This window comes from Plesiomonas sp. (genome assembly GCF_051652165.1).
Lineage (GTDB): Bacteria > Pseudomonadota > Gammaproteobacteria > Enterobacterales > CAMTGL01 > Plesiomonas.
In genome coordinates, this window is sequence record NZ_JBOFTR010000004.1 from 433168 (window position 1) to 455393 (window position 22226).

A 22226-nucleotide genomic window follows, 5' to 3' on the forward strand; every position below is an offset into this window, starting at 1 on the left:
ATAATGTCATAAACACTCAGACTTAAGCAGCCTTGTGGTCGCTTTTGTATATCGTATAGAGAGACACCGTATACAACCCGTGCACCATAAGGAGAATGCATGCGCAGTTCGATGAAGTTGACACCTCAATCAGGGTTTATCAGCCAATATTGGCAAGAGGCGTGGAGAAATATTCGGCGTAGTGGGCGTAAACTGATTGAGTTTGAACTGCTATTTGCATTGATGTCAGCAGGAATTATAGTGCCGCTTTCTAGTTTGGTTCTTAATCATCTGATCAACCGAACGGGAAATGTGGCGATTACTAATTATGACCTAATGGCTTTTGCGTTATCCCCTTACGGAATACTCTTTATTTTGGTGACATTATGCAGCAGTTTTACACTGTTTTTTACCCAACGCGCAGGTGTCACTATTTTGGCCGCATCAGTGGTGCATGATCGCCCCGTTGGGCCTATTCGGTCTTTGGTGTTCGCACTGGGTCGGTTGCCGGTTTTTCTGCGGTTAGGCGGAATATATGCGTTGGGTTTGTTGTTGGCTAGTTTGCCTTTTATCATAGCAGGGGCGATTGCCGCCTATTTTTTGTTACAGCGTCACGATATTAATTACTACCTTTATCATCAGCCAACAAAATGGTTTATTTTTTTAGGATGTATTGCTCTGTTGGTTCTCGGTTATGCCATTTTTGCTATTCACTTATGGGCGCGTTCAATTTTGGCGTTAACCATGATTGTGAGTAAACGTCTTGGTGCGATTAGTGCTCTACGTTGTAGTTGGCAAATGACTGCTTGCCATGAGCGTTTTATTATTAAAGTGGCAGGGGGCTGGTGGTTATTATTAGCGATACTGATTTTTTCACTGAATAGCGTCATTTCTACAATCGCTGATTATGGATTGGATCATCTTGCGATAGGATTATCTACTGAAGTTGTGATAGTCACGCTGGTGGCAACGTTGATTTTTATTCTCAGTGCGGGATGGTCTTTGTTAGGAATGTCAGGTGAAGCACTGATTGTTCAACAGTTATATCGTGAGTCGGGTGGTCAGTTAGCTTCACTGGCGCGATTAGAGCGTAATACGACCGCCCACCAAAATGCTTTATCAATAAAGCTGGTGGGCACAATTCTGATTGCTGTTTTTACCGTGATGCTTGCTGCTGGATTATATCATTTGGCTGACGAACCTAAATCCGATCAAATTTTGATTACCGCACATCGAGCCGGAGCTGTACGTGGGCCAGAAAATACACTGGCAGCACTGCGTCTGGCTATTGCAGAGCACGCTGATTATGCTGAGATTGATGTACAAACTTCGGCTGATGGGAAATTAGTTGTGTTGCACGATGCTGATTTAATGCGGATAGCTAATGATCCTCGTAAAGTCTCTGATCTGAGTGCGGCACAAATTCAATCTGCCGATGCAGGTAGTTGGCACAGAGCCACTTTTTCCGGAGAGTCTGTGCCGTTGTTGTCAGAGATGTTAGATGCAGCACGTAATAAAATTGGGTTGAATATTGAGCTAAAATATAACCGCCCAGATCCTTTTTTAGCCGAAAAGGTGGTTGCGTTATTACAGAAAGAGAAAATGACTCAACAAGTGGTGATTACATCACTTAATGCACGTGCGATAGAAGAGGTGCGTCAGCGTGACCCTTCGATTACAACAGGGCTAATAGTGACAACGTCAATCGGTGATCCAAGCCGTATAAATACGCAGTTCTTGGCTGTCAATCAATCGGTGGCAACGGAAAAGCTTATTGCCAGAGCACACAAAAGCGGAAAGCAGATCCATGTCTGGACCGTAAATAACCCCAAGCAGATGATCCACATGCTGGCATTGGGGGCTGATGTGCTAATTACCGATTACCCGCAGGAAGCGGTGGCTATCCGTGCTGAGTGGTTGGCACTTTCGCCAATAGAGCAAACAGCACTACGTTTGCGTTATGTGTTCTAAGTAGGGAGTGTTTAGGTTTTTGTCTGTATTAACGTGAGTACTTCCCTAACCAAGTAGAGATTTTTTCATCTTCACCGTAAATACCGTTAGAGAAATTTTTTATAATAGGTTTTGCTAAAGTATAAATCCCTGTGCGTGAATTTTTTATTGAATCCAGTGAATCAATAAGCTCATGCGCCATACGTAGCTTTACTTCACGATACTGATCGCTGATGCTGTTTATCGTCGTCAGAATATTACGATTATTACCCTTCTCTATATAATTCATATACCTCTTTAGTGATTCTTCATCCCATTTAGGAAGCCGCAGTAGGGGGCGTTCTGATAGTGGGATATCGTTTAATTTTGTGTTAGTTAGATCAGATGCATCTAATAATGTGTTCTCTATTTTAGCTCTATTTAACTTAGTGTCTTTGAAGTTAGTATTACTAAAATTATTATCACTTAGATCAGCACCTTCACAGTTAGCATCACTAAAGTTAATATATACAGGTTGATAAAAAGAGGGTGACGTAATCCCCATCACAAAACGATAATGTGGAAATTCACCACTTAGATCTGCACCTTTGCAATTGGCGCCACTGAAATCTATTTTTTTAAAACAACAATTATTCATATGGATATGTTGCAAGCTAGCGCCTTTACATGAAACATTCTCTAGAAGCATTTGTTGAAAAAAAGCACCGTCTAGAGTTGACTCGTCGAAATTTATATTCTCCAAAGACGTGGGGCATGAGTCATTGGTATTAAAAACTGCATCATGTAGATCTGCTTTACTCATATTTAAATTAGACAACTTAGCACCAGAAAAATCTGCATATGGAAGGTAAGCACCAGACATATCAAAATTTTCAAATACCCCCCCGCGCAAATTAGCGCCGTTATTATCGTTTAATACTGCTGACGTAGGAGGGAGATTCCCTTTATGGCGTAAAACCAATGCAGTGCAGATTTTGGAATATAAATCTTTATCAACCAAGGCTTTCGAGCTTTCTTTTCCGTGTCCTCTAACCTCAATAGTGATATGTTCTGGCAGTTCACTATGTTCTTGTGATGAGTTGAACTTTACTGTATAGCCAGAAAAATCAACAATGAGTGTTTCAGGTACTTTATAAGGGGGGATGTTCGCAGATGAGCTTAATAGTGCGGTTGTCATTGCATTTGAAAATGCGTTATATGATTCAGAATAATTTTTTCTTATTGCCCCAAAAGTAATGAAGTTTATAATATACTCAAGAACACTTCGTGGATTAGTCAATTTATTTAATCCATCTTTTGTTGCAACATTTGCGCAGTATATAGCTGCGTTAAGCGCACCTGAGTTGCTATTAACGGTATATGCCATTTTTATTTTCTCCGGTTCAATTTTAACTTTCTGTGCTTGTCTTGATAAGACACATAGTGACAGTGTTGATAGCTTGCACGGGTTACTTAGCTCTATGTGATGAAGAGATTTTTATATTTTTATCATACTATTAAATCACAAGATGAAAGAGTGTAGATTACAAGATGAAAAAGTGGTCGTAATAAATAAGGTAGAAGCAATTATCACTAAAAGTAAAAAAAGTGACATAAGTTAAAAACTTTATTTTAAGTGTTGAATAGAGATAGGTATAATAATGTGCTTGTTATTTTTCTATAATAAAAAATACCGTAAACACATTGTTTACGGTATTTTTAAGGTATATTTAATAATTGATACTACTTAGACTATATGGATAAACAACTTTTATCCACGCGCTTTCCAACGGTACATCCGCCATGCTTTTTGCTGTGCAGGGGTAAGAAATGTCCATGCAACAAAACGGCTAATTTTTTGACCTTGCGCCATTTCTACCGTTTTCATTTCTACTATACCCACCTTTTGTAAAGCATCATAAATAACAGACAGATTTGATTTTTTTGATACGAGTGATGTAAACCAAAAGCATTGTTGGGAAAACTTTTGGCTTTCAGCAATCATTGTGCAGATAAATTGAACTTCTCCACCATCACACCATAACTCATTGTTTTTACCACCAAAATTTGATGCGGAGTGTGCTGAGACGGTTACTTTATTGCCACGAATCTTTTGGTTAAAACCAAGATTATCGCGCTTGCGCTGTGATGTTTCTTCTGCTTCCTCAGCAGAGCAATAGAATGGTGGGTTGCAGAGTGTAAAATCAATCATCTCATCAGGTTGGATGATGCCGGTAAAAATATGCTCTAACGAGGGTTGGTGGCGAAGTGATATGTGGGCGCGCAAAGCCGGATTTTGTGCCAGAATCCGCCCAGCAGACTCTAGTGCAGTAGTATCAACATCTGAGCCAATAAACTGCCAATTATAAATATGTTGGCCGAGCAGAGGATACACAATATTTGCACCAACACCGATATCAATACCGGTAATGCTTTTACCTTTAGGTATCCGGCCATGATTACTTTCAGCCAGTAAATCAGCAAGATAGTGAATATAATCTGCACGACCTGGAATAGGGGGGCAGAGATAACCTTCTGGGATGTCCCAGCTCTCTACTGCATAAAAATGCTTCAGTAGCGCACGATTTAAGGCTTTCACCGCATTCGGATCAGAGAAATTGATACAGTCTGTGCCGTAAGCATTACGTTGTACATACGTTGCTAGTTCAGGGTTAGTTTTTGTCAATGCTGCAAAATCATAAGATGTACAATGCAGATTGCGTGGGTGCAGGCTTTTTTTTGTATCACTCATCAAATATGTCTACCAAAAAAAATAATATTGCTAATGATAGCGGGAATCTGTTTGTTTGTAGTGTGAAATACGGTTTTTATATTTTTTTTATTTTGTGTTCCAAACTTAATGATAATGATGTTGGTTGGCATTGACTATTTTATTACCTTTTATATAAAAAGCGTATTAAAAAATAGCCTGATTTCCTGGTTATTTTTTATACTTAGCGTCTTTTTTGTATGAGTAATAAGCAGGGGAGGCTTGCGTCACGAGCAAGTTGATATTATTACTCATCAATCGCATCGCCTGTATAAATATCTTTGGCTACAGTATTTTTTTTATTTGGAACAACTGCAATAACTCGAATATTTTCTCCTTCTGTGGTAATGATATTTGTTACTTTTTGTATCTCGCATTTTGTATTTGGTTTAATTAAAATATGATCAACTAAAAGATTATTTCCTGCGATTTTTTTCTCAATATCGGGGTTGTAAATGATCAGGAGTGTTGTATCACCTGGTTTTTTTCTTGTTTTTAACCATGAATTTGCGTGCCAATTATTGGCATTAGTTAAAATAGCAGATGAGCTAACAAATCCTTTATCTGTGATTATATCGCCTTTACTAAACCCATCTGCTGCACTTGATCTTGTGTTCATAACCCTATACGAATAGTTACTGTAATCCTCAAGAGCATCATACTCTGTCAGCATTTGAGCGATGGTCTGTTTTATATTGCTAGTATCTTGCCGTAATTGAGTTTCTCCGCCTCTTAAAAATGAATTAATAGCATCTGAACCTCCAGAAGTATAATCGCTAATAGACTCTAGTTCATGCTTGTTTTTCCCATAAATAACTTCAAGCTTTCTTAAATCTTGCTCGACAGTAGATGAACCGTGGATTCTATCTGCTGTAATTGAGTTCCAATCGACTCTTACTCTTTTGACCTCATTTTTCAAACTCACACTCTTTTTTCTGGGTATACATGAAAACACTGTATCCATTGGTACTCTTTTCCCTCTTTTTTTTACAGAGCAAAACATAATATGACTTAATCCGATATTATATCCGCCTGTAGCAGATAAGGGTAAATAGTGATGAGCTATATTCTTAGTTATCCTAAATTTATCTTTAAATATATTTTTAAATAGTTCAAGAAGTTTAAGTGTGTTTGTTTTGGTTAGTTTTATAATCTGATATGTTAATTCAATGCCGGGATCAAATACTCTGGTGATTGCAAGCCCAAGGCTGATGAATGCTTTTTTACTTGTTATTGAATTTGCAGATAAGAGACCTCTTTTTATCAATGTATTTTCTATTTGATGTAGTAATTTTTGTGTGCCAACAAGCCTAAGCATCATCGCAATACGAGAGCCTGATGCGATAAACCCTCTAATTAAAAATCTAGGTATTTTTGCTAATAGTACAGAGGCTTTTAATGCCGTACTTGTTAGCCCTAAAACCTCAAGTGTGCATGAAGCTATTGATTCAGGCACTTTTTTCTCTTTGATGTTTTCTACACAGTCGTAAAAAGGAACTAAAAATCGCATGATTTTTTCACTGCTTGTCTCATCATAACCTATTTTATGTATTTGCTGATAAAATAGGTCCGCATGAGGCTCTAATGCAGCATCGATAAATATTTCAATAGGGTCATTACTTGTTTTAAGTATTTTCCCTTGCTGAATGCTTCTTAAACTAAAATTATCATATAGCCCAATAGAATCAAATAAGTGTGATTGATATATAGGTAACTCATGTTCAGTTCTTGCTATTACATAACCAATTCTGGTTTTCCAAAAAGAATAAATTCTTGTCTCATCCCAATTTTTTGCAAAGAAAGTATAAAAACCATCTTCTAAAGGTATTTTTATTCTTTGTGGAGAGGGCAGTAGTCCAGTGACTGTTTTCTTACTCACTCCTGGATAATAGTTAGCAAACAGTGTTACTATACCCTCATTAATTGTTGCATTGTTTATGAAATCAAATTCTTTTTTAGGGAGCTCGTTGATAGTCGTTAAGAGATAATGCTTGTCAACCGTCTTAAATGATGATTTTAGTTTTTTATTTTGAATAGCATATGCTTTATCTCGTGAGTTTGCTTGAGAAAACTCCTCTGGCCATGGCTTATCGACCGGAGTGAAAAAATCATCGTCTTTATTTTCTTTTTGAACAAGATCTCCTGTTATTTCTACATATGCAAGCTCTTTTGTTGAGTAAATAATATGCCAATCTATATGGTGAAATAAAAAATCACTTCTATTTTTAAATGTGCTCAAGTTGCTTATGTGTTGATTTAATTTTTCACTTAGCAATTGATATCTATCAATTGCTTTTTCTAGTTGCATGAAATACGCTTCAAGTATATCAGCATCGTTTACTCTATAGAATGTATTATTTTCTGAGTGTATTGTAGAGTGTATTTTAGCAGGAAGTAAAAAGGCATCAACCCATGCCGCAGGTATTGCATTTTTATTCAACAGATTAAAAAATAACACGCCAGCATTGAAAAGATCAGTATCATCCATATCTTTGTAATCAACACCTAACCGTTTAAAGAGAGTCATGCTGATATGCATAAGCCCCCAAGGAGTCGAATTTATTGCATATTTCACATGTTTTTCATTTAACATCGGTATAAAGTGTCTAACAATATTATTCGTTATATAATGATTTGTTTTCTCTTTTTCTGCATGTGTCATCACGATATTGCACAAGTTAAACTCATGAGTTAGGCTCTCCTGTAAATAATGTGTGAGATGAAAACCTAACATTTCACCTTGAACTAAGATACTTTTGATAAAATGCTCATAGTGTTTTTTTATTAATACATTGAATATATAATTAAACACCAGTGACTCTGACATTCCAATGTTTAATTTCTTAGCATTAATCCCTGAAATAAATGAAGCTGTCTTTTTTTTGATCTTCACGCTTCCGCTGTTTAGGAGTAAATTGGCTGTTAAAAAGGCAAGTGATTTTCTTGAAATGGTACTTTCTTGAGTAATATTATTTTCTTTTAGCAATGTGTAAAGACCTTCTTTGTTGGCTATGCCATATTGAGCTGCGTCATCTTTATTATTAGATGCTGTTAAATGAGAAAGAATAATAACCAGGCGTCTGCTCTCTATGGACTCTAAATATTGATAGAGTGATTTCTCTATTGATTTCGCATGATGATATATGCTGTATTTTTTTAAATGAGGGTTTTCACGAATAAAAACATCAATGTATTGTATACATTTCATGATGACCATGACTTTTTTTCTTTCGCCCGTTTGTAAACTAACTTCTGGCGAATGGTAAGCTTTATCATAAATGGCCCCAATGATAATTTTATTTATTCCTGTGAAATTGTTTTGTTGAAATAAATTGGCTATGTCATTAGTATTTTTTTCTTTTTCAATAGCACGTTTCCCTCTATGGTTTTGATAATACTTCTCAGGGATTATGTTTAGATTCACTACATGCAATTTCTGAATTTTTTTAATTTCCTCATCTACATTGAGTGTTTTATTGATATTACTGATGGTTATTTTATCTAGGTGATGTAAGTTTTTTTTGGTGGGAAAGAAAAGGAGATTTATATAATAGGGTATTTTAATGGCAATAGTAGTCAGCAGGGTTAAACCTGTCATGATAAATGCTGCAATACGCTTATGTTTTTTAACTGCGTACAAAACAGAGGAGGTGTGGGGTATGTTTACCGTTGTTATTGCAATTGTTGCTGTAATAAGGGGGAGTTGTGCTGCCACATTATACTGATTCGCCGTTGAGGATAAAGGTTTAGGTGTTTGAGGTAATACCTTATATTCAGTATCTATATTTTTGAAAGTAGCAGGGGATGCTGATAAAGGCATTAATGCATCACATTTTGTATTTAAATGTGAGTATGTCATGTTCCATTCATATTGTTCTTTTTTATATGTATGGCAGTTTTGCAAACTGTCTATGTTGCTTTTTTTTTGTAATTTGGCGATGGAGAATGTGTGTATTTTTTCAGCCAGATTATCGCTGGATATTGGTGTAATAAGTGATAATGGCTTTATTTCATTTTGCACTGTGGCTTTTAAAAAAAATTCAGGTATTGTTGTTGAGTTTGATGATAATGCGGTAATGCCTATTTTTGAACTTACTTGATTGAGTTTACCTGTTTTTAAATAGGTGTCCACTTCAAATGCATATTGATTAGCGATAATGTTACTTTCACTTTTTACCGTATTAACCATGTTTCCTAAGTGTCGCCAATAAAAGTTAGCGCGTAATAAAAGATTTGCGATAAAATTCGGAACGTTTAACAAAGCACGTTGAGGTTTGTTTTCTTTAGTAATCCAGTGGTTGGCGATAATTGAAAAGATTGCCAGAGCAGTAAACGTATTTTCAGGTAAAAATTGTTCACTCTTATCAAAGAAGTGATTGATATATGTATTTTCTGTCCAATGAATTATGGTTTCTTGAATAAAACGAGCCAATGTAGAGATAATATTAAAATCATTAGGAATAACCCATGAAGCAATACCCAGAGCTTGTAATAATGCAGTATCAATCTCTCTTTTTTCTATGAACGCCTTATACATGCTTTCGGCGATCATTATAATATTTAGCGGTATACTTGGAATGATTTTTGATAAGCAGGCTGAAAATATGGCGTTTGTTTGATAACGGCTAAGTGTACAAATAAGTTGTTGAATACATCGTCGACAATCTTCCGTAAAAGGCACAAAAGCCTCAATTTTTTCCTCAACATCAGCAGGTAACTCTTCAGCATCAAAGTAGATATCAGTGTGATCAACATGCTCGGCAAGAGGCTCTATCACATCAAACCACGTTTCACTCATATGAACCCACTCGGTAGGTTCTATCGTATCAAACCAGATCCTTTTCTTGTTGGTAGGGTGACAGTCATCTTGGGTATCTTGAAACGTCAGTGAGTGAGATCTCGTTGAGGAAATATTCAGCATTTTTACCGTATCAGTTGTGACATATTTCCCTTTATCTCTTGATACTTGGTTCTGTTTCTATCAAAAAAACACCTTGTTTTTCCATTCGAAAAGTATACTCACTCATAAGAACAGGTTGCTAAAGAGCATGACATGCCGCTCTGTGATAATATTCACAGAATATCAGGTGTAATATAGACACTATCGCATAAAGCAGAACTGGCATGTGTGCCGTGCAGAACACCCTGACTCCGTATTGGAATTGAATAAGAATCACAATAATGAACGGTAACTCAATTGCAACATCCTCTTTATTGCCCCGTATAGCCGATTTAAACGGTATTATGCTGCGTGATCGCCGCCGCTTGCAGCGCCGGATTGAAGGCGCAAAGAAGATTAAAAATCCGCAAACACTACAAAAAGTAGTTGATGAGATAACCACTGATCTTACGGATGCCAAGCGTAAGATAGAGGCTCGTCGCGCCTCAATTCCTGCCATTGAATACCCGCCGGAACTGCCGGTTAGCCAAAAAAGAGATGACATCCTCAATGCCATCAGAGATCACCAAGTGGTGATTGTAGCCGGAGAAACCGGATCAGGTAAAACTACGCAATTGCCGAAGATCTGTCTAGAGCTTGGCCGTGGTATTCAGGGGGTAATCGGGCATACCCAACCACGCCGCTTGGCTGCGCGTTCAGTCGCAAACCGTATCGCCGATGAGTTGAAAACCCAAATGGGATCAACCGTTGGTTATAAAGTACGTTTTAATGATCAGGTGAGTGATAACACGCTCGTTAAGCTGATGACTGACGGTATTTTACTGGCAGAAATTCAAAATGATCGGTATTTAACCCAATACGACACCATTATTATTGATGAGGCGCACGAGCGCAGTCTGAATATTGATTTTATTCTGGGTTATCTGCGAGAGCTGTTGCCAAAACGCCCCGATTTGAAAGTGATTATTACCTCTGCAACCATTGATCCTGAGCGTTTTTCCAAACATTTTAATAATGCACCGATCATTGAAGTGTCTGGTCGCACTTATCCGGTAGAGGTCCGTTATTATTGCGCTGCTGATGCGGGGGAAGATAACGATCAGCTACAAACTATCTTTGATGCAGTGGATGAGCTCTATCTGGAAAATCGTGGTGATATTCTGATCTTCATGAACGGTGAGCGTGAAATACGTGATACCGCTGATGCTTTGGAAAAGCGCCAGTTGCCGCATACTGAAATTTTACCGCTGTATGCACGTCTCTCATCATCAGAACAAAATCGGGTGTTTCAACCCTCTGTGGGTCGCCGCATTGTATTGGCAACCAACGTAGCAGAAACATCACTGACTGTTCCGGGGATCAAATATGTCATTGATCCGGGAACTGCGCGTATTTCACGTTACAGTTATCGCACCAAAGTTCAGCGTTTACCTATAGAGCCAATTTCACAGGCATCGGCCAATCAACGTAAAGGGCGTTGCGGCCGTGTTTCTGACGGTATCTGTATTCGTTTGTACTCTGAAGATGATTTCTTATCGCGCCCTGAGTTTACTGATCCTGAGATTTTGCGTACCAACTTAGCGTCGGTCATCTTGCAAATGACCTCATTAGGGTTAGGGGATATCAGTGCATTCCCATTTGTGGAAGCGCCAGATAAACGCAATATCCAAGATGGCGTTCGCTTGCTTGAAGAGCTGGGTGCGCTAGATCCTGAACAAAAAGAGGCGAAAAAGCGTTTAACTCCACTGGGGCGCAAGTTATCACAGCTTCCGGTCGATCCGCGTTTGGCACGTATGGTGTTAGATGCGCCTAAATATGGTTGCCTGCGTGAGGTTATGATCATTGTTGCCGCGTTGTCTATTCAAGACCCGCGTGAACGTCCGCAAGAAAAACAACAAGCATCAGATGAAAAGCATCGCCGTTTTCATGATAAAGACTCTGACTTCTTGGCATTTGTGAACCTGTGGGATTATCTGCGCGATCAGCAAAAGGCACTTTCGAGCAACGTGTTTCGCAGACAGTGTAAATCTGATTTCCTTAACTATTTACGTATTCGTGAATGGCAGGATATTTACACACAATTACGTCAAGTTGTGCGTGAACAAGGCCTTTCTATTAATGAAGAACCCGCAGATTTTCGTTCCGTTCATTTAGCACTCCTCACCGGTATGCTTTCCCATATCGGTATGAAAGATGCCGAGAAAAATGAATTTCAGGGTGCGCGTAATGCTCGGTTTGCTATTTTCCCAGGTTCTGCTCTGTTTAAGAAATCCCCTAAATGGGCAATGGTTGCCGAGCTTGTTGAAACATCGCGTTTATGGGGGCGAATTGCCGCCCGTATTGAACCTGAATGGATAGAACCGCTGGCCCAGCATTTGGTAAAACGTAGCTACAGTGAACCGCATTGGGAAAAAGCACAAAATGCGGTTATGGCCAGTGAGCGCGTCACACTTTATGGCATTCCTATTGTTGTTGCGCGTAAAGTCAATTATGGCGAGATTGATCCGTTGTTATCTCGTGAGCTATTTATCCGCTCAGGGTTAGTTGAAGGGGAGTGGAATACGCGGCATAAGTTTTTCCGTGAAAACCGTTTATTATTGGCGGAAGTGGAAGAGTTAGAGCATAAATCACGTCGGCGCGATATTTTAGTTGATGATGAAACTTTATTTTCGTTTTACGATCAACGTTTACCACATGATATTGTTTCTGGTCGACATTTTGACAGTTGGTGGAAGCAGACAGAAAAAGCACAACCGGATTTACTCAACTTTGAAAAATCAATGCTGATTAAAGAAGGGGCGGGGAAAATCAGCGAGTTAGATTACCCCAACTTTTGGTATCAGGACAACCTGAAATTAAAACTGTCTTATCAATTTGAACCAGGTCAAGAAGCTGATGGCGTCACGGTACATATTCCATTGCCAGTACTAAACCAAGTTAATGCAATAGGTTTTGACTGGCAAATCCCCGGTTTACGGGAAGAGCTCATTATCGCACTGATTAAATCACTACCCAAGCCAATACGCCGTAATTTTGTTCCTGCACCTAATTATGCTCAAGCATTTTTAAGTCGAATACAACCGCTTGATGGTTATTTACTTGATGCACTTGAACGTGAGTTTCGCCGCATGACTGGCGTGACAGTGTCACGCGAGAATTGGGGGGCAACACCTATCCCTGATCATCTCAACATAACGTTTAGGGTTGTAAATGATAAAAACCAGAAATTAGCTGAGAGCACTGATCTGGATACATTAAAACTGAATCTGAAAGAAAAGGTGCAAGAGACGCTTTCTGCCGTTGCTGATGATGGTATTGAGCAGTCAGGTTTACATCTCTGGAGTTTTGGTTCATTACCACAATGTTATGAGCAAAAACGAGGAGGGTACTCAGTAAAAGCCTTTCCTGCATTGGTTGATGATAAAGACTCTGTCAGTATTAAACTTTTTGAAACCGAATTAGAACAGCACAAAGCAATGCTAAAAGGAACACGTCGGTTATTATTATTAAATGTACCTTCACCCATTAAATATCTGCATGAGCGTTTGCCTAATAAAGCAAAACTAGGGCTTTATTTTAACCCATTTGGTAAAGTTCTTGATTTAATTGATGACTGTATTGATGCTGGTATTGATAAATTAACCACAGAGTTTGGTGGGCCAGCATGGGAAAATAGCCATTTTGAGCAACTGCGTGATCATGTTAGAGCACATTTGAATGATACTGTAGTGGATATTGCTCAACAAGTTGAACGTATATTAACCACATCACATGAAATAAATAAACGTTTAAAAGGAAAAGTTGATTTTACCATGGCATTTGCGCTGTCTGATATCAAAGCTCAAATGGGAAATTTAATTTACCGAGGCTTTGTTAGTGAATGCGGTTGGCAACGTTTACCTGATATACAACGTTATTTAAATGCTATTGAGCGCCGTTTAGAAAAACTACCTACTGATCCGAATCGTGATAGAGCACAAATGCTTAAAGTTGAGTCAGTACAGAAAGAGTATCAACTATTGCTAGGTAAAGTCTCAAAAGGGCAGCCTGTTCCAGATAAAGTATCCGATTTACGCTGGATGCTAGAAGAGCTAAGAGTCAGCTTGTTCGCTCAACAATTGGGGACACCGTATCCGATTTCAGACAAACGGGTAAAAATAGCCATTGATGACGCACTTAACTAATACATAAATAATGTGAAATTGTTAAAAAAACGCCCTCTAAAAGAGGGCGTTTCTATTTAAATCGGAATGATGAAGATAATGAAATAGTCAGTAAACTGTTAAAAACGATACATCATTCCAATAGCAAGATTGCTTAACTGAGAATTAAAAAAGGTTACATCAGAGTCTATTTCGCCATACGCTAAAGATCCATAAAGAGAGAGTTTCGGCATATGAAAAATATTACTTCTAAACAGGGTCACATTCGCAGCAAAGTCAGTTGAATTGGTTTTTTTACCAAATATCGGATTTTCTTGCGAGTAGTCTATCTTTCCTACGTATATGTTACTCACTAAATTATATGGCATCGAACGCCAAAAATAACTGACTAGCATACCATACTGTTGATTACTCATTGCCGAACCGTTTCTTTGGTTATCAACATACCTGAACTCAGGTATTAAATATTGGCGTTGATTGATAGCATAAAAATAAGAGATTCGAGATGAATTACTATAACCATTTCGATCAAGCATTTGCATTTGAGTTGATGTTAACTCATTATTTTGGTATAAAAGTTGTCCGCTCGTTTCATTTTTGATAGACAAATTACGATAAGTATAGTCAGCTGAAAAATTGCTGCCTAAAATATTTTGCCATCCAATTTGAACCCCTCTCGTATTTCGCTTGGTATCAGAACGATCAACCCCAAAAGCATAAGGGTCTTGCCATACTTTATTTGCTAATCCAGAAAAAACATAGGAAGCAGAAAAAATACCACTTTGACCCACCTGCTGACGAACACCAACTTGCTGAGAGAAATCGAGCCGAACAGAATCTTGGATCAAATTACCTAAATAAAACTGTGTTCTTGAGTCACCGAGTGTATAGCGTAAATCTACGTTAAAAGAAGGGGCTAGTTTACTCCGTGCTTTAACAGACGAATTTTTATCTTCTACATATTTATTACCATCATTTTCACCTGTTGGGCCAAGATATAAGTTTGATTTATTCTGTGTAATATTGACACCGCCAGAAATAAAACCAGACCAGCCACTTTCTTTGGGGATATCAAAGGGTGTTGCTGCATGAGTAGCAGTAGACAGTAATACCAATAGTGCAGGTGATGACAAAATTTTATTCTTCATTTTTCCACCTATGAAAGTAGACAAATCAGCTCTTATCAGTTAATAACCATCATGGTAGTTTACATGAATGTTAATGTGGTCGCTATAAGTAAGTTGAATTGATCGTTTTGTAGCCGCTGGGTGTTGGGTGACATGTTTTGACACAGATAATGAGTGTGCATAGAAAACAAATCACGGTACAAGGTTGATCACATTTTAAACTTACCGCTTGTATATATATCAAGCTGTCTTATTTTAACACCAGAATGGTTGATTCGATTTATGTTTTTATTTAGAAAAACTACGCTGACGTTAAAAGCTATTGCTACATGTACCGCTATTTTTTTATCGTCAATGGCTTATGCAAGTGAACGACCAAATTTATCAGATAAACAGCATATAACGCCTGTTGAACATATAGCATTAAATAATGCATCAGATTATATGCAATTTATGCAAAAGCATAATATATCTAATATAGATAGCAGTGGTGTTCCTACCGTTTATTGTAATAATTTACCAGACGGCCTTCGTGATATGGATACACCACAAAAGAAAAAAGCATTTATTATGATAATGCTGCCTATCATTAAAAAAGTAAATAGAGAGATAAAAGAAACAAGAGCAGAAATAATCAAATTACATAATCAAGAGCTTGATGATAAATCATTATCTAATGATGAATCTGAATGGCTTAATGACATATATGTAAAATATGACGTATCAAATGGTGACTTTAGCCATCTGCTTACACGCGTTAATATTGTGCCTGCCTCGCTTGTATTAGCACAAAGTATTGATGAAAGTGGGTGGGGGACATCATACACGGCTAAACACGGTAATGCTCTCTTTGGTCAAAATGAATCACCGCAACATGAAAATTATGTTATTCGTGCAGATCATGGAAGAGTCAGACTCGCCGGATTTAATACATTATATGACTCTGTATATGCATATATTCATAATTTAAATATTAATCCAGCGTATCAAGACTTCCGCATGCGAAGAGAGAAAATGCAGAATAATGATGATCAATTGCTAGGTTATTCTTTAGCTAATGGTTTAGTTCGCTACTCATCCAGAGGGCAACACTATATCCGTGATTTGCATAATTTAATGAGAAATGCCGATCTTAATCAGTTTGATAATATCCAATTAGCAAGAAAATCCCCAATACATATCACATTTTCAAATGTGTAATAACCATAAAACCAGCCGACCTATTTTCTTATATAGATAAAGCTCAAATAATAAAAAAGAGCGAGTGTTTTTATTGCTTGCTCTTTTTATTTTAATTACTTGAAATTAAGTCATCATCCAATGTATGATTTAAACAATTTTACATACCACATAGTCTAAAATAAAAAGGTCTTTACATGAGTCTTTCTTTAAAATCCGCAAAATATGATATTGATTGTGCTCTTGATGTACTTGATTCATTTTTAGATCGAAACCCTATTAGTCATCTTTGGCTGTATGAGTTACCACAATGGAACAGAGAAGATGAAGGTAATCTTCCCGACATCATTCCTGTTACTGAAATTATTGGTGGGGAAGAGCTCACTCCGCTATTAATGAAAATATATCGGCAATTTTATGCACCTGAGACTCAAAGTACTCACTTAATACCCTCAACAAAAATTGTTCAACGCTATCCTGGGTTAGCAGTATGCTCAGGAGACTATAATGAACTCAATAAAATTATCTGTAATATAAATGAGAGTAAAGATAGATTCGCTAATGCAATTACAGCTGTCGGTAATTCAGAGCAACGTTTTGAAGCGGTGCATACTCGTTTTCCAATGATGATAACATTACAGGCAACTCGTCATATTAAATTGTTACCCTGTAACACAAAAAAAATAAGCTTCTCATGGCAAAGGCCAATTGCATCAAAAAGTGACAGTGATAAACTCAATAAATTTTCATTACTTGAAAAACTAACTCAAGAGCGACGCTATCCTCCAGCACATATTGCAATGAGCTTAGAAGGGGATATTTGGGCAGCGAAAATAGAAGAAGAGATTGCAATAGTTGAAGCTCTGTCTGAGAATGTTCAATTACGTTACCGTCGAATATTACGGGAAGTACCACAAGTTAATTGGGTATACGAAGAACAACATCCAGATACAAGACTCACCACAACATTACGTGGTAACGGTAAAGTGAATTTACCATTACTGACAACATGTATACCCACAAAAGTGACCCCACTCAAAGAGTTTAACCGAATAGATGCAGAATCAAAACATCGTAGGCCAATAGGCAAAGGAAAATCACTGCTTCCACGTTTAAATATTGAAATAGTAGAGTAGGTCATTTACTGTATAAATCATGCCCGATAATTAATCGGGCATAGCAAGAAAATAAATTTTGATCGTGATTTGTATTATTGTGAATTTTAAGTTTTTATCAATTACTGTAAATGTCGACCACCGTCAACATGTAAAATCCTACCTGTTACATAATGGCTATCAAGCAGATATTGTACTGCTTTAATAATTTCAATTTCACCTGGCACAATACCCATGAGTGATTTATTTAATGCTTTAATTTTATATTCTGCATCATCATGCGTATTAAACATAATTAATGCAGGCGCTATAGCATTAACCTTGACGAAAGGTGCTAATTTTTTTGCAAATGAGAGTGTTAAATTCTCTAATGCAGCTTTACTTGCAGCATATGCAATGTGCTTATCACTGCCTTTTTCCACAACATAATCAGTAAAATGAATAATATCCGAATGATCATCAAAATAAGTTTCCAGTAACATATTTAGTAAATAAGGTGCTTTAACATGAATTTGCATCATTGTATTTAATACAATACTGAGTTCGCTTACTTTTTTTTGATCTGTTTTCCACTCCGATGCATTATGAATTAACGCTTTTATTTTATGTTTATTCAGCTTTTTTAATGTAACCATAATTTGATCATAAAATGATTCAATACCCTGATCAGTAGAAAAATCTGCACAAATACAAATAGTACCTAATGCTGTTAACTCATCTACTTCGCGGTAATATGTTCGGTAGCTAATAATAACTGTTTTTTGTTGTTGTAAAAAATAACGAGTCAGTGCATAACCAATACGCTTTGCACCTCCTGTGATAATAATGACATCTGAGTCTTCATTACTGAGTGGCATAAGATAGTACCTATCATAAGAAAGTGAAATAGCTTATTTAGTTTTAAATAAAAAACCGATGCATTAACATCGGTTTTTTTAAGTGTTATGAATGTAAGTTTTGATACAACATCCATGTTGCAGGCAATATACCTAGCAACAACATTACAACGCCCATCCGATCAACACGCTCTAGAGGGATAACATCAATATTATTTTTTCTCGAATAGAAAAAAAGCAGCATACCCGGAGCATACATTAAAACAGATAACATTAAATGAGGAAGCCCTGATGCATACAATAGCCATATACCATAAGTACATGCACCACAACTGATTGTTTTTAAAAGTATACTGTTTCGTTCTATCGCAATTTTAAGCAAAAAAGCGCCCACTAAAAAGTAGGGCACTAATACCATTTCAGAGGCAATCGTTAATAAAGAACTGTACGTTCCACCATAAAAATAGATCAGCAATAATACAATCTGAACACAACTATTCGTTAACCATAAAGACGCAGATGGAGATCCATTTTTATTTAATTTTGCTAAATAACGTGGAAATGCATTTTTTTGTGCAGCAACATAAGGAACTTCAGCAGCTAAAATGGTCCAACTCAAATATGCACCACAGACAGAGGTAATTAGTCCCAGACTAATAATGATTTTACCCATAGGGCCAATCATTAAATCAAGCATACCTGCCATTGAAGGATTGCGTAATAAAGCAACATCAGATCTAGGCATTACTCCTACAGCTAATAATGTTACCAATAAATAGATCCCTAATGCTGATAACAAACCTAGCATAGTTGCCCGGCCAATGTCATGTTTGTGTTTTGCACGAGAGGACACAACAACAGCACCTTCAACACCAATAAACACCCAAACGGTAATCAGCATTGTTTCTTTGACTTGTTGCCATACAGGTGTACCTAATGCTATACCCGTAAAATCAATATGGAACGTATCCCATTTAAAAAAGAAAACTGCACAAATAATAAAAATACACAATGGAATAAGTTTAGCAATTGTGGCTAAATTATTAATACTTGTGGCCTCTTGTACACCACGTAAAACCATTGTGTGAACAATCCAAAGTAGGGCAGATGAGCACAATAAAGCTTGCCATGTATTACCATCACCAAAAATGACATGCCCTGGGCTATCAGTAAAAAAGCTTAATGTTGCAAATAAAATAACCAAATAAGAGGTGTTAGCAATGACAGCACATAACCAATAACCCCAAGCAGAACAAAAACCTATAAACTCACCAAATCCTTCACGAGCATACGTAAAAATGCCACCTTCAAGATCGGGTCGTAAACGTGATAAATGTAATAATGTGAGTGCTAGAAAAATAATACCAACACCTGTGATGCTCCAACCGATGAGCAAAGCAGCAGGGCTAGCCACGGCTGCCATATTTTGAGGTAGGCTAAAAACACCAGCACCAACCATGGAGCTAAGTACTAGTGCAGTTAATGCACCAAGACCAAGTTTTTTGTTCAATGTCGGGAGATCCTGAAGAATGGTCTAAACAAGCCGATATCACTATATCGGCCCCAAGCATTTTATATTATGGACAATGTGTTTTATCATAAAAATGAATAATCACTAATGTCATTGAATACTCGCAAATTTTACGCACATGTCGCTATATCAGCAAAGGATTTCTTAGAAGCGAAGTATTTAATTTTGCATGATTAAATAACAAGCTAGTTGCTTCTAAAGCAGAGCAGAAAAGATTAATTAATATACTAAACGTCTATTTTTTAATTCAATAACCAAGATAATACGTATATTATTTATCATATAAACAAATTTATACTGTGCGCAGCATTAAATTCATGCCTTATATAGTGAGAGGTAGAGTCAGATTTTGCATAGCGCGATCAATCTTCTGGTTGTTTATATTTTGTATAAATTAAGTGTTGTATTTGTATCTTTAGATTAATGTTTTCAACTAACACAAAAATGTTCTTAGTATTACACATAATCTTATACGCACATCACTAGTGCGCACAATGTATATTATGTTAAATCAATTTAATGCGAAGCATACTGTACATAGTACGTAATCACATAAGTAAAAATGTATACTAGGTTGTTGTATAAAGAACCCACCCTTCTTGAAAGGATAATTTGAAATGACTGCTACGTTGATAACCGTAAGATAATCAATCAAAACATACGATATTGGCATGTTAACATCGTGCACTTTAGGTAGGTTAAATCGCAGCTCATCACTTATCATATCGTCTACTAGCCTAAATGCGTAACAAACTGATCGCGCTACGTAAAATCTAAAGCATGTAAAGCACAATTGCAGTTATAAAAATATAAAACACTGTCAGTTTTGAATATGTATAAACGAGAATTGAATCAACATAATCGAGATTGATCACATCAAATTATCATAACAATCCCCTCTTGTTCTTGTGTCCTAGATAGTGGCTCTTTTGTTTATCAAAAAAGCTTACTGCTAAATGGGTGATTTATAGCCAATCAGAACGCTGATGTTTAGAGATAATTATCATTTTTATCTCGTTATCCACTCACATTGACTGCTCTGTTATTGTGTACAACAACATGGCTAATACCACTCATGACAAATTAACACTACGCTTATAGTGTTCAAGGTTTTTATATTTACTCATTAAAAGTAACTGCTCAATTCTCTATGTCATATAAAATATATTTGTACACTAAATACTAAAATAGCATCTTAAAAGACAATCAATTATATTTAATATGGGATGAAAACTATGGGGGATTAATAGAAGCGATTTTATAGCAATATACACAAAATAGTAGGCAGTGATTACTGTGATTCTTTATTCAATTATTCACTATAAATGATATAAATAACCATTGATCTGGTTAAAAACAAATCAGTCAATAACGAAAACAAATGACAATGGCGATTTAAGATATAAGCTACGTGTATAACACCCGATAAATTTTAGACGCAGCAAAAAAATCAATTCATTTTCATTATTGCACTGGTCTAATGCTTTATAGGTAAGAATAGATAGAAAAAACCGTGACAATCAAGCCACGGTTATATGTTAAATAAGTATTGTTTAATTAAATCGCATTATACATTGAGTTTAACTTATAAATATAACGTCTCGCTTGTTGATCGTTATGTTGTGTATTGATATACCGATAAACTTGTTCAGGGCTCATGCGATTAATTTTTTGCAGTGCTTTTTTTCTATCTGGATGAAAGGAGCGTAACAATGCACCAGCACCATTACTGTATGCTGCCATCATTGCATAATGCATACTTTTAGGATGCCGGATACCCGCCAATTGTTTATCACGTAAAATACTTAAATATGCAGTACCTATATCAATGTTATTTGCTGGGTTAAGTAAATAGCTTTTTGTTGGCATACCTGAGCTATTTTTATAAACACGAAACACTTCTCGTCCTGCTGTTTCGCGTTTAATTTGCATTAACCCAATAGCATTTGAACGGCTAATGGCATTAGGGTTAAACCCTGACTCAATCTGTATCAGTGCAATAACCAACTTTTCATCAACCCCATAGCGACGTGATGATTTTTTTATAGAAGACATATACCATTTAGCCTGTGGGCTTAATGTTGTATATTGATAACTGGGTTGTTTTGAAGTGTGTCTGCTTGAGCTGCTACAACCTGCAAGAGCAAGCGTAAACAAGATCAACACAAACCAATAACGTGGCTTATTCATAAATGATACACTAATACTCAGAGATACAAAAATTTTAGAAGAAAATCATAGCAATCTCTGCATTATACTTTGTAATGGAAATGATTGAAATGTGAACTAGATCAGTTATTGCACTCCTCCTCTTCATCATTATTAGTTTCACTGCTTTTCAATTTAGTTTGCTTAACATAAAAAAAACAGACTAGATTACTCATTGCTTCATAAATGACCATCAAAAATATGAGTGTAAAATAACCAGTACCACCCTTTTCTTTCTCATATTCTTATAAAACGATGTCTTTTTTTAAATAAAAACAACTTATTGGTCTTTTATCACGAAATTTCATTAATGACTTGTGGATGTCTGTGGATTATAAGCTATAATCAAGCGGCAGTGCGCATTACAACGTTCTGTTGTTAGTTTTGAGTTTACGAAAAATTTATGAAAACCAAGCAAATAAGTATGTACAAGAGGCTAATCTGTGGTAACATCCATTCCGGCCTGTAAAGCAGACCTTATTTATGCAA

11 protein-coding genes are annotated in these 22226 nt (G+C 36.7%); 4 read left to right on the top strand and 7 right to left on the bottom strand.

What is annotated here, in order from left to right; translation table 11 throughout:
* Positions 1-99 precede the first annotated feature (99 nt).
* Positions 100-1950, top strand: a complete 1851-nt coding sequence (locus ACRC53_RS04400; RefSeq protein WP_438642340.1) for a glycerophosphodiester phosphodiesterase family protein — start codon at positions 100-102, stop codon at positions 1948-1950.
* A 28-nt stretch (positions 1951-1978) separates the two neighbouring features.
* Here ACRC53_RS04400 and ACRC53_RS04405 read toward each other — a convergent pair whose 3' ends face one another.
* The 3 genes from ACRC53_RS04405 to ACRC53_RS04415 form a co-directional block, all read right to left on the bottom strand.
* Positions 1979-3295, bottom strand: a complete 1317-nt coding sequence (locus ACRC53_RS04405; protein ID WP_438642341.1) for a pentapeptide repeat-containing protein — start codon at positions 3293-3295, stop codon at positions 1979-1981.
* A gap of 384 nt (positions 3296-3679) precedes the next feature.
* Positions 3680-4660 (bottom strand): 23S rRNA (adenine(1618)-N(6))-methyltransferase RlmF, encoded by a 981-nt coding sequence (rlmF, locus tag ACRC53_RS04410; RefSeq protein WP_438642342.1) that lies wholly within the window; start codon positions 4658-4660, stop codon positions 3680-3682.
* A gap of 265 nt (positions 4661-4925) precedes the next feature.
* On the bottom strand, positions 4926-9476 hold the full coding sequence (locus ACRC53_RS04415; RefSeq protein ID WP_438642343.1) for a hypothetical protein: 4551 nt from the start codon (positions 9474-9476) through the stop codon (positions 4926-4928).
* A 383-nt stretch (positions 9477-9859) separates the two neighbouring features.
* Between ACRC53_RS04415 and hrpA the strand changes: the two genes are divergently transcribed.
* Entirely contained in the window at positions 9860-13762 is a 3903-nt protein-coding gene (gene hrpA / locus ACRC53_RS04420) for an ATP-dependent RNA helicase HrpA (RefSeq protein ID WP_438642344.1), read from the top strand.
* 98 nt (positions 13763-13860) lie between these two features.
* On the opposite strand, the gene ACRC53_RS04425 is transcribed toward hrpA, so the two are convergent.
* Positions 13861-14889, bottom strand: coding sequence for a DUF2860 family protein (locus ACRC53_RS04425; RefSeq protein WP_438642345.1), 1029 nt, complete (start codon positions 14887-14889; stop codon positions 13861-13863).
* Between the two features lie 261 nt (positions 14890-15150).
* Here ACRC53_RS04425 and ACRC53_RS04430 point away from each other — a divergent pair, with 261 nt between their 5' ends.
* Together ACRC53_RS04430 and ACRC53_RS04435 are read left to right on the top strand one after the other, a co-directional pair.
* Positions 15151-16068 (top strand): glucosaminidase domain-containing protein, encoded by a 918-nt coding sequence (locus ACRC53_RS04430; protein WP_438642346.1) that lies wholly within the window; start codon positions 15151-15153, stop codon positions 16066-16068.
* Between the two features lie 176 nt (positions 16069-16244).
* On the top strand, positions 16245-17183 hold the full coding sequence (locus ACRC53_RS04435) for a DNA replication terminus site-binding protein (RefSeq protein WP_438642347.1): 939 nt from the start codon (positions 16245-16247) through the stop codon (positions 17181-17183).
* Positions 17184-17284: 101 nt separating this feature from the next.
* Here ACRC53_RS04435 and folM read toward each other — a convergent pair whose 3' ends face one another.
* From folM to ACRC53_RS04450, 3 genes are all read right to left on the bottom strand, one after another.
* Positions 17285-18019 (bottom strand): dihydromonapterin reductase, encoded by a 735-nt coding sequence (gene folM / locus ACRC53_RS04440; RefSeq protein ID WP_438642348.1) that lies wholly within the window; start codon positions 18017-18019, stop codon positions 17285-17287.
* 85 nt (positions 18020-18104) lie between these two features.
* Entirely contained in the window at positions 18105-19508 is a 1404-nt protein-coding gene (locus tag ACRC53_RS04445; protein ID WP_438642349.1) for an amino acid permease, read from the bottom strand.
* A 1578-nt stretch (positions 19509-21086) separates the two neighbouring features.
* Positions 21087-21719 carry a transglycosylase SLT domain-containing protein gene (locus ACRC53_RS04450; protein WP_438642350.1) on the bottom strand — a complete coding sequence of 211 codons (633 nt, stop codon included), beginning with the start codon at positions 21717-21719 and terminating at the stop codon, positions 21087-21089.
* Positions 21720-22226 lie beyond the last annotated feature (507 nt).

Excerpts from the sequence above, each read along its gene's own strand:
- ACRC53_RS04400 (WP_438642340.1), top strand. The coding sequence starts at position 100 with ATGCGCAGTTCGATGAAGTTGACACCTCAATCAGGGTTTATCAGCCAA.
- ACRC53_RS04405 (WP_438642341.1), bottom strand. The coding sequence starts at position 3,295 with ATGGCATATACCGTTAATAGCAACTCAGGTGCGCTTAACGCAGCTATA.
- rlmF (WP_438642342.1), bottom strand. The coding sequence starts at position 4,660 with ATGAGTGATACAAAAAAAAGCCTGCACCCACGCAATCTGCATTGTACA.
- ACRC53_RS04415 (WP_438642343.1), bottom strand. The coding sequence starts at position 9,476 with ATGAGTGAAACGTGGTTTGATGTGATAGAGCCTCTTGCCGAGCATGTT.
- hrpA (WP_438642344.1), top strand. The coding sequence starts at position 9,860 with ATGAACGGTAACTCAATTGCAACATCCTCTTTATTGCCCCGTATAGCC.
- ACRC53_RS04425 (WP_438642345.1), bottom strand. The coding sequence starts at position 14,889 with ATGAAGAATAAAATTTTGTCATCACCTGCACTATTGGTATTACTGTCT.
- ACRC53_RS04430 (WP_438642346.1), top strand. The coding sequence starts at position 15,151 with ATGTTTTTATTTAGAAAAACTACGCTGACGTTAAAAGCTATTGCTACA.
- ACRC53_RS04435 (WP_438642347.1), top strand. The coding sequence starts at position 16,245 with ATGAGTCTTTCTTTAAAATCCGCAAAATATGATATTGATTGTGCTCTT.
- folM (WP_438642348.1), bottom strand. The coding sequence starts at position 18,019 with ATGCCACTCAGTAATGAAGACTCAGATGTCATTATTATCACAGGAGGT.
- ACRC53_RS04450 (WP_438642350.1), bottom strand. The coding sequence starts at position 21,719 with ATGAATAAGCCACGTTATTGGTTTGTGTTGATCTTGTTTACGCTTGCT.